We start from the raw sequence: 12,880 nt of genomic DNA on the forward strand, positions 1-12,880 counted from the left end.
CCTCTGTCTGTGTGCTGACCGGCCGGGCTCAGGGGCCGACGGGTGTCAGGTGGTGGCCGGACGGGCTCTGGCGGGCCTCGGGGTGGTGGCGGTCGAGGAACTCGGTGACGATCTCGACCTGGCGGAGGATGTCGTCGAGCTGGTTGAGGGTGGGGCTGACGCCGTGCCCCTCCAGTGCGCTGTTGCCGGTCTTGAGGTAGATCGGCGCGGCCACGCGGACGAACTCGGGTGCCTCGTAGGTGCGGACGAAGCCGCCGGACATCCGGGGGTTGTCGACGTGGCAGTCGAGCGGGATGGACACCGCCTGGCGCAGCGCCGCGATCATGGGCAGGGTCAGGTCGCGGACGGGGTTGAAGCTGTCGGCGCCGAGCATCTCCAGCATCTGCGCGGAGGCCGCGTTGCCGTGGCCGCAGTGGGCGGAGACCTTGAGGTGGATGTCCGCGGGGAGTTCTCCGGCGGTGCGCAGCCGGTTCAGCACCCACAGCAGGCCCTCGTCGTAGACGACGAAGCCGCGCACGCCGAGTTCGAGACCGCGTTTGACGTCCTCGACGGCCCGTACCATCTGCTCCTGGCCGCGCAGTCGGTAGCCGATCCGGACGCCCTCGGGGGTCTGGACGCTGCCACCGGTGTCGTAGCTGGCGCGGGGGCCGACCGACATGAGGATCTCGGCCCCGTACTCCCTGCCGAGGGCGACGTACTCGCCGATCTCCCGGGCGGTGTGGCGGTACATGCCGCGGGTCTCGGTGATGCGGTTGATGGTGAAGCCGCGGCGTCTGCTCTGCGACAGGAGCGTTTCGGCGGCCTGTACGGAGTTGACGGTGGGCACCTCGACGCGGAAGTGGCAGCCGTCGGCGAAGGTCTTGCCCGAGCTCTCGGTCGCGGCGGGGTCGGCGTCCGGCAGTCCCAGGCCGGCGAGCTGGGCCCTGGTCTCGGCGAAGAAGGGCCGGGTGGGCGCGTGCTGCGCCGGGGGCGCGGCAGGGGCCGTGGTGGGCGTCGTCATGGTCATCCCGTCACCTCGAAGCCGAGCAGTTCCGCCGTCCGTCCGACGATCCGCTCCGCGATCCCGATCGATGTCGTGTGGTCGGCGTGGACGACCTGTACCTCGCCGAAGTTGCCGAGGTTGCCCCGGCAGGCGGGCAGCACGTCACCGTCCGGGAAGCGGACCGTCAGCGCGTGCAGGGAGTCCCCGTACTCCGCGGCGGCCCATTCCAGGGCGGGCACGCTTTCGGGGCGGGGGGCGGGGTCCGCGGCGCCGAACCAGCGGACGGTCGCGTACCGGTCGAAGGTGGGGGTGCGGGGTTCGATCTCCTCGTCGAGGTGGACGCGGACCAGCAGTTCGAAGATGTCCCCGCCGCCGGCGAGCCGGTAGAGGTTCGGCAGGCAGGAGCCCATGATGCGCGGGTTGAGTTCGATGAGCCGGGGGCGACCGTCGGCGCCGAGCATGATCTCGACGTGGAAGATCCCGAGGCGCAGGTCCAGGGCGCCGACGACGGCCTCCGCGAAGTCCATGACGGCCGTCCGGTCCTCGGTGGAGAGGGCGGCCGGGATGGTGGTGCCGGTCTCCAGGGCCTCGTGACGGTGCCAGGTCGAGCGTTCGCTGACGGCCAGCCGTAGGAAGCGGCCGTGCGAGAGTCCGATCTCGGCGGAGACGAAGCGGCCGGTCAGGTACTCCTCGACGAGGATGCCCGCCTCGTAGGTGACGTCGTCGGCGACGGCCCGGGCGAGGACCTCGCGCAGCGCCCTCTCGTCGGGTACGACGTGAGCCCCCTCGCTGGCGGAGCCGCGGGCGGGTTTGACGACGACGGGGTACCCGGTGGTGGCGGTGAGGGCGGCGGCCCCGTCGAAGTCGGTGACGACGGCGTGCCGGGTGGTGTCGACGCCGGCGGCGGCGAGGACCTCGCGGCAGCGGTGCTTCAGTTTGGCCGCCCGTGCGCCGCTCGCGGCGGTGAAGGGGACGCCGATCTCCTCGGCGATCTCGGCGACCGGCACGACGAGCGCGTCGACGGTGGCGACGAACCCGTCGACGGGCCGACGGCGGTGGACGTCGAGGACGCAGGACCGCAGGGCCTCGTGCTCGGTGGCGTCGTCGAGGACGTGGACGGAGTCGACGAAGGCGCCGTAGGGCGAGGCGTCGAAGTCGATGTTCTGGGACTTCTCCATGCGCAGCGAGCGGATGAGGGTGACCTCGTGGCCGAGCCGTTTGGCCGCCTCGAACGCCGCCGCGTTGCCGGTCTTCCAGGTGACGAAGAGGACGTGCTTCGGGGTGGTGCGGGGCGTTGTCATCGGACCTTCCTGGCGAACCGCTGGCCGATCCGCACGAATGCCGGGAGGCGGGTTCCGGGTGCGGGGATGAAGGAGATGGAGCCTGCGAGGACGTTCTTCCTCGACATGGAGCTGAAGCCGCCGGCGCCGGAGAGGACGAGGTCGCCCTCGTCGAGGCGCTGCCACGTCCCGTCGTGGCCGCGCTCGGAGTACTCGTAGCCGAGGTGCTCGCGGCCCCGCAGGACGGTCAGCCGGTAGCCGTCGGAGTCGTACTGGCCGGCGCAGGCGTCGAGGTCCATGTCGAAGGGGCGGCCGGTGCGGATGAGGCCCTCGCCGGTCAGGGCGCGCAGGAGGTCCTCGTACAGGCCGAAGGCGGGGTAGGCGTTGGCCAGGAGGAGCAGGAAGGTGCGCTGCTCGGGGAAGATCTGGATGAAGTTGTGGTGGCCGCTGCCGTTGGAGTTGAAGCCGAAGGCGGTCGGTCCGAACATCAGCCAGCCCAGGCCCCAGGCGTGCATGAAGTGGTGTCCGGGGACGTCGATCTGCGGGGTGCGCATCTGTTCGGCGAGGTCGGCGGAGAGCAGTCGCTCGCCGCCGGGGGCGACGCCGTCGTGGAGGGCGAGGAAGGCGATCTTCGCGAGTTCGTCGAGGGTGAGGCAGACGGAGAAGGAACCGGCCGCGTCGTCGGCGATGGTCTGGGGCGGCGGGTCGTGGCGGACGTAGCGCTGTTCGCTCTCGCTCCACAGGTAGCCGGCCGAGACGGTGTCCCCGTAGTGGCCGCCCTCGGTGATGGTCTCGGGGATCTCCTTGATGCCGAGGGGGGTGAGCATGAGCTCGTTGACGGCGCGGCGCCAGGGGATGCCGAGGAGCTTTTCGATGAGCGCGGCGACGATGGAGGTGCCGCAGGCGGAGTACGCGAAGACCTCGCCCGGTTCGAAGAGCTGTCCGTAGCCGGAGAAGGTGTCGAGGTAGCGGTCGAGGTCGGGGAGGTCGGTGTCGTGCCAGACCTCGTAGGAGTCGTCGATGCCGCTGGTGTGCGAGAGGAGTTGGCGCAGCGACACCTCGACGGTGCGGCCGTCGCTGCGCCGGAACGCGTGCGGCAGCAGGGTGGTGAGGGGCTCGTCGAGGTCTACCAGGCCCCTGTCGACGAGTCGGAGCGCGGTGAAGGCCAGCATCGGCTTGGTGATGCAGGTGACGCGCTGGCGGGAGGTCTCGTCGCGCGGGGCGCCGGTCTCGACGTCGTCGACGCCGTGGTGGACGAGCCGGAGCGTGCCGTCGACGTACACGGCCGCGGCGGCTCCCGGCACGCCGTGGCCGCGGCCGGAGGCGTGGAGGGTCTCGGCGACGGCGTCCAGTCGGGCATCGGTTCCTGCCCCGTGGGTGGCGGCGGGTGCCTGTTCGCGCTTGCGGCGCAGCAGCCGCGCCTGGGCCGTCAGGGTGCGGTGTTCGTAGATCTCGGCGACGCGGACGGGGCGGCCGGCGGCGTCGCCGAGCCGGGCGGCGAGCAGGTTGGCCAGCAGCGAGTGTCCGCCGACGGAGAAGAAGTCGCGGTCGGGGCCGAGTTGGGCGACGCCGAGCAGGTCGGTCCAGACGGCGGCGACGACGGCCTCGTCGGGATCGTCGGTGGTGAAGGCGCGGTCGTCGCCGGCGGGGCCGCTCCGGTCGACGTCGCGGGCGGCGAGGGCCTTGCGGTCGACCTTGCCGTTGGGCAGTTGTGGGAGCCGTTCCTCGACGAGGATCCTGGCGGGCTGCATGTAGTGCGGCAGCTTGCGGCGCAGGTGGTCGGCCATGGCCTCGACGGGGACGTCGGCGCCTTCGAGGCCGACCCAGCAGACCAGTCGCGTGTCGCCGTCCGTGCGGACGGCGAGGGCCGCGACGTCCTTGAGGCCGACCGCCTCCCGGAGCACGGCCTCGATCTCGCCGAGTTCGATGCGGAAGCCGCGGACCTTGACCTGATTGTCCTTGCGGCCCATGAAGCGCAGTTCGCCGTCCTCGGTCCAGCGGGCCAGGTCGCCGGTGCGGTAGAGGGTGCCGGACGGCAGGGGCGGCGGGGCGGCGACGAACACGTCGGCGGTGCGCTCGGGGTCGTTGATGTAGCCGCCGGCGAGGCCGTCCCCGCCGAGGTGGAGTTCGCCGACGACGCCCCGGGGCACCAACCGTCCGCGTGCGTCGAGCAGGTGGGCCACCGTGTTGTGGACGGGTACGCCGATGGTCGGGCTGTCGGTGACGGGGCCGGTGAAGCACTTCCAGGTGGAGTACGTGGTGTCCTCGGACGGCCCGTAGAGGTTGAAGAGCCGTTCGACGCCGGTGGTCGCGAAGGCGGCGTTGACGAGTTCCTTCGCGAGGGGTTCACCGGCCACGTTGAGGACCGTGGTGCAGGCGGGTACGGCCGACCGCTGGAGCAGTACGTTCAGGGCGCTGGGCACGGTGTTGACCAGGCTCGGTCGCAGGGTGTCGTCCTCGGTGAGGGCGAGGACGTTGTCCACGACGACGACGGTCCCGCCGGTGGTGAGGGGGGCCCACAGCTCGAACACCGAGAGGTCGAAGTTGAGGGAGGTGGCGAAGAGCACCCGGGCCAGTTCCGCGGGCCGGTAGGTGTCGCGGACCCAGGCGAGCAGCGCGGCCACGTTGCGGTGGCCGATGACGACGCCCTTGGGCAGGCCGGTCGAGCCGGAGGTGTAGATCAGGTGGGTGGTGGCGGCCGGGTCCACCTCGACCTCCGGCGGGTCGGGTCGTTCGGCGCCGGCCTTCTCCCACAGTTCGTGCCAGGGCAGAGCGGTCGCGGGCACGGCGTCGAGCCAGGCCGCGGCGCCGGGGGCGTCCTCAAGGACGACGGCGGCCATGTCGGCGGTCGCGGCGATACCGCCGAGCCGGTCCGCGGGGTAGGCCGGGTCCAGGGGGACGTAGGCGCAGCCGGCCTTGTGGACGGCGAGGAGGAGGCAGACGGTGCGGTGGGTGCGGGTGACGGAGACGCCGACGCGTGAGCCGGGGGTGATGCCGTGCGCCAGGAGGGCGCGGGCGATCCGGTTGGCCTGCTCGTCGAGCTCGCGGTAGGTCAGGGTGGTGCCCCGCCACTCCACGGCCGGGGCCTGCGGGGTGCGGGCCGCCTGGGCCTCGACGTGCGCGTGGAGCGTGGTGTCGTCCAGGTGGGCGCGGGCGGCGACGCCGAGCTCCGTGAGCAGGTGACGCGTCTCGGCCTCCGAGAGCACGGTCAGGTCGCCCACGGGAGCGGTGGGGCGACGGCAGGCGTCGAGCAGGAGGGTCCGGTAGTTGGCGGCCATGCGGGAGACGAACGCCTCGGTGAACAGGGCGCCGTCGTAGGTCAGGGTGAAGCGGACGGTGTCGGGGGCGTGTTCGACCTCCAGGAGGAGGTCGAGGCCGTCGGGGCGGGCGGGCGCCGCCGCGGCCCGGGCCGGGGTGTCGCGGCCGACGAAGCCCACGCGCAGTCCGGTGCCGAGGTCGGCGGGTACGTCGGCGTGCTCGGGGTTCCGGGCCGCGGCGCGGTGGCGGGCGGAGAGCGCGGCCGTCAGGGTGGCGAAGGTGACGTCGTCCCCGATCCGGGAGCGGACGGCCACGGGGTGGACCCGGTCGGGGTCCGCCGGCCCGCCGGCGCGGGCCAGGACGAGGTCGTCCTGGCCGCTGTAGCGGTGCAGCAGCACGGTGAACGCGGCGTTGAACAGGTCATCGGGCTCAAGTCCCCTCGCCCCGACGAACTCGCTCAGCGGCTGGAAGGCGTGGTCGGTCCAGGAGTGCGCGGCCGGTGACTCCGATGCGCGACCACCGGTGTCCCGAACGGGGAGCTGGAGGGCCGGAACGGCTTTCGTCATCTCTTCGGGCGCGATGGATGTGGCGGCAGGCATTTCGCCCACGGACGTGATTCCCCTCGTTCGATGGCGCTTTTCGGTTCTGCGGGCGCGACGGACCGGCTTTCCCGGACGGTGCGGTGCACGGGAAAGCGTCCGGACGGGGCACGCAGGCCTTCTGGAATGTGCGCACGCCGATGGAACCCGGGGCCCGGAGGACGCGCGCGACACGGAATTGTTGAATGGCGGAATGGAAGAATGACGCAATGACGTGATGGCGAGGTGACTGGAGGAAATGACGGCGAATGACCGGAAAAGCGCAGCGGGTGCCGGTCAGGGGGTGGAGGGTTCGCGCGTGCGCTCGGAATGTCTGCTCCGGTCGGCCCAGCGCGCCACCGGTGGCATCAGGGCACCGACCGCGGCGAACCCGACGGCCATGACGAGCCACCCGACGGCGCCGTGTTCGATGGCCAGCCAGGTGAGCACGGCGGGCGCGATCATCTTGCCGAGGTCGGCGCCCATCGCGGCCGTGCCCTGGTACTGCCCTTGGGCGTGTTCGGGCGCGAGGCCGAAGGACATGCCCCAACTGCCGGCGGACTGTCGGATCTCGCCGAGGACGTGGGCCAGCGCACCGGCGACGAGGAGGGCGCAGGCGACGGCCGCGGAGGCGCCCTCGGTGAGGGCGAAGATCACGCAGGCCACGCCGAGGCAGAGCGATCCGGCCCGGGACGCGCGGGCCGCGGCGATCGGTTCGTCGGTTCCGCGCGCGGCCCTCACCTGGAGCAGGACGACCGCGACGGTGTTGGTGATGAGGATGGCGGCGATCATCCAGCGGGGCGCGCCGGTGTGGTGGAGCACCCAGAGCGGGAGGACCACGTCCAGCAGCAGGTTGTGCATGGAGAGCAGGCCGTCCAGCACGACGAAGGTGAGGAAGGGTCTGTCGCGCAGCACGATCAGGGCGGGCCCGGGCCTGGCCGGCTGTGGCGGCACGGCCGGGAGCAGCAGCGTGAGCAGGCCGGTGATCAGGTACGTGGTGGCGTTGAGCACGACGGCGGCCCGGTAGGCGGCGGGCGTGTCGACCACGAGCGCCAGACCGGCGAGGGCGGCACCGACGGAGACGCTGACGTTGCTGGTGGCCCGCAGGTGGGCGCGGACGGTGACCCGGTCCTCGGGCGGGACCAGTCCGGCGACCATGGCCATCCGGGCGCTGCGGCTGGCGCTGTACGCGACGGCCTGCAGGGACAGCACCAGCAGGTACTGGCGGAACCCGTCGACGACCAGCAGGGAGGCGGTGAGCGGCCCGAGGGCGAGGAAGGACCAGATCTGCACGGCCCGGGGGCCGATCCGGTCGGCCAGGTGCCCGCTGGGGGTGCTCAGGGCGAGCGCGACGCCCGCGGCGACGCCGACCCCGATGCCGAACTGTCCGGGTGAGAGCTTCAGGACGGACACGGCATAGATGGCGTTCAACGCCATCCAAAGGCCTTGTCCTAAGGTATGCACCAGCGTGATGCCGGTGAGTGTGCGGGCGGGGCCGCGCTTCGGGAGCAACTGGTTCAGCATTGCCGTACCGCGTCACTCGGATTGAATTGTCCGGACCATTTCTCGACCGCCAGGATCACTGACACCGCTCCGACCTCTCGTTCAGCACCATTGCCAACGACAAGATTCGGGAATTTCCCCCGTAGATACCCGGCCAAGATCGTCGGCCGGACACGAAGACCTATTAGAGACAGTGCCGATGCGACCCGTCCAGGGAATAACCTGTGGCGCTCGTCACACACCAATACCGCCCCGCGAGGGCAGTAAATTCTTGGTGAAATCATCCGGAGCAATGTCGCGAACGTCCGAACTACTCGCCGGTAGCAGGGGGCGGGGCGGCGCGGAACCGTCGACGCGCTCGCCACCCGTCGCGGACGGGTCGACGAACCGGGGGCCGCCGGCCGGGTATACCGGGCCGTGGGCGGGGCAGGCGGGGATCGGTTCGGTTCATGACGAGACAGGCGGTCGTATGCGCAGCGTGGGTGTGGAAGAGGAACTGCTTCTGGTCGATGCCGACAGCGGTGAGGCCCTGGCCCTCGCGGAGGCGGTGCTGGCCGCCGCCGACCGCGCGTGCGCGCCCGCCGGCGGCAAGGGCGGTACGGACGGAGCGGAGGGTCACACCTTCGAGGCGGAGCTCCAGGAGGAGCAGGTCGAGTTCGCCACCAAACCGGTGACGGAGATGGGCGAACTCCAGGAGGAGATCGTCCGCTGGCGCGGGGAGGCGGCGCGGCACGCCGCCACGGCCGGTGGGCTCGTCGTGGCGGTGGGCACCTCCCCGCTGGCCGTACGTCCGTCCATCAGCACCGGCCCTCGTTACGAATGGGTGGAGCGTCAGTTCGGACTGACGGCGCAGGAGCAACTGACCTGCGGCTGCCACGTGCACGTGTCGGTGGAGTCGGACGAGGAGGGGGTGGCCGTACTGGACCGCATTCGGCCGTGGCTGCCCGTCCTCACCGCCATGAGCGCGAACTCGCCGTTCTGGCAGGGCGAGGACAGCCTGTACGCGAGCTACCGCAGCCGGGTGTGGAACCGGCTGCCGTCGGCGGGCCCGGTGGACGTGTTCGGCTCGGCGGACCGCTATCACGAGGAGGTGGGCGCCATGGTCGGGACGGGCGTCCTCCGCGACACCGCGATGATCTACTTCGACGCCCGACTGTCGGCCTCGTACCCGACCGTGGAGATCAGGGTCGCGGACGTCGCCCTGCACGCCGGGACCCCGGTGCTCCTCGCCGCACTGGCCCGGGGACTGGTGGAGACCGCCGCCCGTGCCTGGCGGGCCGGGGAGCCTCCCGCGCGGATCAGCACCAGCCTGCTGCGGCTGGCCTCGTGGCGGGCCGGCCGGTCCGGACTCGACGGGCCCCTGCTCCACCCGGAGACCATGCGGGAAGCCGCGCCGGAGGCCGTGGTCGAAGCCCTCCACGACCACGTCCGCGACGCACTCGTCGACCTCGGCGACGACGGGCTCGTCCGGGCGGGCATCGCCGAACTCCTGGAACGCGGCAACGGGGCGCGCGTCCAACGCTCCCTGCTGCGCTCGACGGGCAGCCTGGCGGAGGTGGTGCGGCATTGCGCGCTCGTCACGACGGGGGACGCCGGCTGAGCCGCCGGGGCTCCGGGATCACGCAGGCGCGACCACCCCGGGCGGTCGTGGGCCGCTGCGCGCGCGACCGCGCCCCGTAGGGTTCGTCCGACGGGCCCCGGCCCCGCACCGCCGGACGCGGTCGGGACCGTCTCCCCCGGATCTTGTCGGTCGGGTCCGAAGGAGACGGCCCAGGAGGCCCACCGACCGATGGAGGCCGCGTGCCCACCGCACATGACTGGATCAACACCCTCGGCCTGGAGGAGCACGTGGAGGGAGGGTACTTCCGGCGCACCTTCCAGGCCGACCACCGCCCACGGACGCCGACGGCCCGCGGGGAGCGGCACACCCTGACCTCGATCCACTACCTGCTCACCCACTGGTCGCCCGTCGGGCACTGGCACCTCAACGAGTCCGACATACTGCACTTCCACCACCACGGCGAGCCGGTCACCTACCACCTGATCCACCCGGACGGCCGGCACACCACCGCCGTCCTGGGTCAGGACCCGGGCCGGGGGCATTCCCTGACCCTCGCGGTCCCCGGGGGCGTCTGGAAGGCGTCCCACCTCACCGCCGGGGACCACGCCCTGATCAGCGAAGCCGTCGCCCCCGGTTTCGACTACGCCGACATGACCCTCGGCCGGACCGGCGACATGCTGCGCCTCTTCCCCGACCACGCCGAGCTCGTACACCGCTACTGCCGGACCCCTTCGGAGCGGTGACGGCGGGGGTGCGGGACGTGCCGGGGGTGCGGGACGCGCCGGGATTTCCGGCGCGCGTCCCGCCCGCTCGACGTCAGAGGTAGGGGTCGAAGGGGATGCCGGCCGGCTTGGCCTCGGCCAGGTGGGAGGCGAAGGAGCCGTCCTTCAGACCGAAGTGCGCGCTGCCGAAGTCGGCCCGGGTCAACTTGTCGCGCACGCCGGACGGATATCCGTTCCACCCGACGAGCGCCGGGTACTGCCAGGTGTGCTTGTGGTTCTCGGGCGGTTCGTCGTTGGTGTTCGCCGCGCGGAAGCAGTGGGTGCCGAGACCGTCCTTGTGGTAGACGATCTTGGGGTGGCTTCCCTCCCAGCGGATCCGGTCGCGCGCGTGGACGACGAAGTCGCCGTGGGCCGAGGTCGCCACGTACTTGGCCTCGTTGCCCTGGATCCACACCACCACGTGTTCCCAGTCGTGACGGTGCCCGCCGAGGCTGATGCCGGGTATCGCCTGGTCCTTCTCGAAGTACAGCGCGTACACCACGGCGCACCAACCGTTGTTGCAGGTCGATCGGGAGTAGCCGTTGGTGTTGTCGAGGTCCGAGGCGTCCCGGCAGTTCCCGTTGAGGGCGCCGGTCGGGTTGAGGCCACCGTTCAGCACGCCGGTCGAACCGATGGCGGGTGTCGGGTAGCAACCGTCGGTGTCGTAGTCGTAGGCCGGTTGGTAGGTCAACTCGATCGCTTCGGCGTTGACGGGCAGGGCCGGCGGCGGCGCGGCGAAGGCCGGCTGGGAAACCCCGATGACGAGGGCGAGGGCCGCTCCGGCGACCACGAACGATCTCCGCGTACGACGGTACGTCCGCAAGGTACGCCTCCTGGCCGGCCGGGTGCGGGTGTGCGTGCGGGGTCCGGCCCGTGCCGAAATCCGGACGCCCGCAGCATCATTGGCCACGGAACCCCATCCGACAAGGGTTCGGATGCCACGAACTTGCCTTCATCCGGACGGAGTTGACACACCGCACCGTTCCCCGCACCGCCGGTTCAGCTCTCCGTGGTCTCCTTCACGGCCCACGCCAGGTACTCCTGCGAGGCGTGCGCCGGGGTCAGCGCAATCCACTGCGGCACCTCGTACGGGTGGCGCGCGTGCACCCACGCCTCCAGCTCGGCGACCTTCTCGTCGGTCGTCTGGAAGGAGACCCGGTACTCCCGCTCGTGCCGCACCTCGCCCTTCCACCAGTAGAAGGTGGTCATCCGCGCGTCCACGTGCGCGCCGGCCGCCAGGCGGGCCTCCACCGCGGCCCGCGCGATGTCGTACGCCTTCTCCTCGTCGTCCACGGTCGTCTGTGCGATGACGATGCTCGTCACTCCGGTCCTCCTCCGTCGGGTGCCGCCGACCCTATCCACCGCGCGTGGGGTGGGGCGGGCCGTCGCGGGTTCCGGCGGCCCCGGTCGCGGCCGTCCGTGCCTGCCGCGACCGGGGCCTTCGGCCCGACGGCCTATCGGGCCACGGGGGTGTTGCCGGTGACCGTTCCGTCCGTGCCTGACACCGTGACGGCGTGTCGGACGCCGTCGGGGCCGAGGACCACGGCCAGCCATGCGCTGCCTCCGCCCTCCTGGGCGACCGCACGGAGGCTCTCCACCTTTCCGCCGGTGACCGCCGCGGCGGCCTTGCCGGCCGCGTCACCGATGGCCAGGGAGGGCAGTGGCGCCGGAGCGGCCTGGACGGGACCACCGCCCGTGCCCCGACGCTCGGGGCCGCCACCGCCCGCGCCCCGGCCCTCCGGGCCGCCGAGCGCTCTGTGTTCCCCGGGGCCCGCCTGGTCTCCGTCGTGCCCGGGCACGGCTTCGGCGCGGTGCTCCCCCGGACCGTGGACGCCCGGTGCGATCCGCGCGAAGCGCGGTCGATCGTCCCGGTCGTGGTGGTGCTCGGCCGCGGCGAGGACCGCCACTCCCCCGGCGACGAGCACCACCGCGGCGCCGAGCGCACCCCATCGGGCGCCGTTGCTCCGGGGCACCAGCCGGCCCAGTGCCGCCCGCCCGCGGGGGCCGGGGGCCGGTGTGCCGTCCTGGGGCGGCGCGGACGGGCCGGGCTGCGCGGCCGGCTCGGGCTGAGCGGACGGGGGGATCGACGAGTCGGGCATGCTGTTGCTCCTCAGGACAACCGGGCGCGTCACCCGGCGGGGTCCCCGAGCATGCCGAGCCGAAGCTGAAGCCCTGCTGAAGCCACCTGAAGACCTCTTCAGCCTCCCGCGGGCCGGGCCTGAGACCCTGTTCGGCATGCGCGTACTGGTGGTGGAGGACGAACGGCGACTGGCCGTGGCCCTGCAACGGGGACTTCAGTCCGAGGGGTTTTCGGTCGACGTGGCCCACGACGGGCTCCAGGGCCTGTGGATGGCCTCCGAGCAGGACTACGACCTGATCGTGCTCGACATCATGCTGCCCGGCCTGAACGGCTATCGCGTCTGCGCGAAGCTGCGCGCCGCCGGCAACGAGTCGGGGATCCTGATGCTCACCGCGAAGGACGGCGAGTACGACGAGGCCGAGGCACTTGACACGGGCGCCGACGACTTCCTGTCCAAGCCGTTCTCCTACCTGGTGCTCGTCGCCCGGCTCCGCGCGCTCGCGCGACGCGCGGGCAGGCGCAGCCCGCAGGTGCTGCGGTGCGGCGACCTGGTGATCGACCCCGCCCGGCGGTCGTGCGCCCGGGACGGCACCGACATACGCCTGACCGCGCGGGAGTTCGCGGTCCTGGAGTGCCTGGCCCGCCGCTCGGGCGAGGTGGTGACCAAGCGGGACATCCTGGAACAGGTCTGGGACAGCGCCTTCGAGGGCGATCCCAACGTCGTCGAGGTGCACGTCAGCGCCGTGCGCCGGAAGATCGACGCGGCGTTCGGGCGCGCCGCGCTGGAAACCGTGCGCGGGGCCGGATACCGGCTGGCGGCCGACGGTGGCTGAACCTCGCCCCGCCCACGACCCCCACGGCCCGCGGGTGCGCCGCC

At 72.1% G+C, this 12,880-nt stretch carries 10 protein-coding genes; 3 read left to right on the plus strand and 7 right to left on the minus strand.

Going from position 1 to position 12,880, the window contains the following annotated elements; translation table 11 throughout:
• Positions 1 to 28 precede the first annotated feature (28 nt).
• The 4 genes from ACFVS6_RS24120 to ACFVS6_RS24135 form a co-directional block, all read right to left on the minus strand.
• Positions 29 to 1,006, minus strand: coding sequence for a peptidase (locus ACFVS6_RS24120; RefSeq protein ID WP_389706765.1), 978 nt, complete (start codon positions 1,004 to 1,006; stop codon positions 29 to 31).
• Complete coding sequence (locus ACFVS6_RS24125) at positions 1,003 to 2,283, minus strand: ATP-grasp domain-containing protein (protein ID WP_389706766.1); 1,281 nt, start codon at positions 2,281 to 2,283, stop codon at positions 1,003 to 1,005. Before ACFVS6_RS24125 ends, ACFVS6_RS24120 begins: the two co-directional genes overlap by 4 nt.
• Positions 2,280 to 6,119 (minus strand): amino acid adenylation domain-containing protein, encoded by a 3,840-nt coding sequence (locus ACFVS6_RS24130; RefSeq protein ID WP_389706768.1) that lies wholly within the window; start codon positions 6,117 to 6,119, stop codon positions 2,280 to 2,282. The genes ACFVS6_RS24125 and ACFVS6_RS24130 overlap by 4 nt, the downstream gene beginning before the upstream one ends.
• Before the next feature lie 276 nt (positions 6,120 to 6,395).
• Complete coding sequence (locus tag ACFVS6_RS24135; RefSeq protein WP_389706770.1) at positions 6,396 to 7,622, minus strand: MFS transporter; 1,227 nt, start codon at positions 7,620 to 7,622, stop codon at positions 6,396 to 6,398.
• Positions 7,623 to 8,070: 448 nt separating this feature from the next.
• Here ACFVS6_RS24135 and ACFVS6_RS24140 point away from each other — a divergent pair, with 448 nt between their 5' ends.
• The gene (locus tag ACFVS6_RS24140) at positions 8,071 to 9,201 is read left to right on the plus strand and encodes a glutamate--cysteine ligase (protein ID WP_389706772.1); all 1,131 of its coding nucleotides are present in this window, start codon (positions 8,071 to 8,073) and stop codon (positions 9,199 to 9,201) included.
• 200 nt (positions 9,202 to 9,401) lie between these two features.
• The gene (locus ACFVS6_RS24145) at positions 9,402 to 9,905 is read left to right on the plus strand and encodes a cupin domain-containing protein (RefSeq protein WP_389706774.1); all 504 of its coding nucleotides are present in this window, start codon (positions 9,402 to 9,404) and stop codon (positions 9,903 to 9,905) included.
• Positions 9,906 to 9,978: 73 nt separating this feature from the next.
• On the opposite strand, the gene ACFVS6_RS24150 is transcribed toward ACFVS6_RS24145, so the two are convergent.
• The 3 genes from ACFVS6_RS24150 to ACFVS6_RS24160 form a co-directional block, all read right to left on the minus strand.
• Positions 9,979 to 10,713 (minus strand): NPP1 family protein, encoded by a 735-nt coding sequence (locus ACFVS6_RS24150; RefSeq protein WP_389706776.1) that lies wholly within the window; start codon positions 10,711 to 10,713, stop codon positions 9,979 to 9,981.
• Positions 10,714 to 10,922: 209 nt separating this feature from the next.
• Positions 10,923 to 11,246, minus strand: coding sequence for a divalent-cation tolerance protein CutA (gene cutA, locus ACFVS6_RS24155; protein ID WP_389706778.1), 324 nt, complete (start codon positions 11,244 to 11,246; stop codon positions 10,923 to 10,925).
• 131 nt (positions 11,247 to 11,377) lie between these two features.
• Positions 11,378 to 12,022, minus strand: a complete 645-nt coding sequence (locus ACFVS6_RS24160; protein WP_389706780.1) for a hypothetical protein — start codon at positions 12,020 to 12,022, stop codon at positions 11,378 to 11,380.
• A gap of 136 nt (positions 12,023 to 12,158) precedes the next feature.
• Here ACFVS6_RS24160 and ACFVS6_RS24165 point away from each other — a divergent pair, with 136 nt between their 5' ends.
• Positions 12,159 to 12,836, plus strand: coding sequence for a response regulator transcription factor (locus ACFVS6_RS24165; protein WP_389706782.1), 678 nt, complete (start codon positions 12,159 to 12,161; stop codon positions 12,834 to 12,836).
• The last annotated feature ends 44 nt before the right edge of the window (positions 12,837 to 12,880 follow it).

This window comes from Streptomyces sp. NPDC057939, assembly GCF_042887545.1.
Classification (GTDB): domain Bacteria; phylum Actinomycetota; class Actinomycetes; order Streptomycetales; family Streptomycetaceae; genus Streptomyces.

Coding starts and splice junctions, on each gene's coding strand:
- ACFVS6_RS24120 (WP_389706765.1), bottom strand. CDS start 1,006: ATGACCATGACGACGCCCACCACGGCCCCTGCCGCGCCCCCGGCGCAG.
- ACFVS6_RS24125 (WP_389706766.1), bottom strand. CDS start 2,283: ATGACAACGCCCCGCACCACCCCGAAGCACGTCCTCTTCGTCACCTGG.
- ACFVS6_RS24130 (WP_389706768.1), bottom strand. CDS start 6,119: ATGCCTGCCGCCACATCCATCGCGCCCGAAGAGATGACGAAAGCCGTT.
- ACFVS6_RS24135 (WP_389706770.1), bottom strand. CDS start 7,622: ATGCTGAACCAGTTGCTCCCGAAGCGCGGCCCCGCCCGCACACTCACC.
- ACFVS6_RS24140 (WP_389706772.1), top strand. CDS start 8,071: ATGCGCAGCGTGGGTGTGGAAGAGGAACTGCTTCTGGTCGATGCCGAC.
- ACFVS6_RS24160 (WP_389706780.1), bottom strand. CDS start 12,022: ATGCCCGACTCGTCGATCCCCCCGTCCGCTCAGCCCGAGCCGGCCGCG.
- ACFVS6_RS24165 (WP_389706782.1), top strand. CDS start 12,159: ATGCGCGTACTGGTGGTGGAGGACGAACGGCGACTGGCCGTGGCCCTG.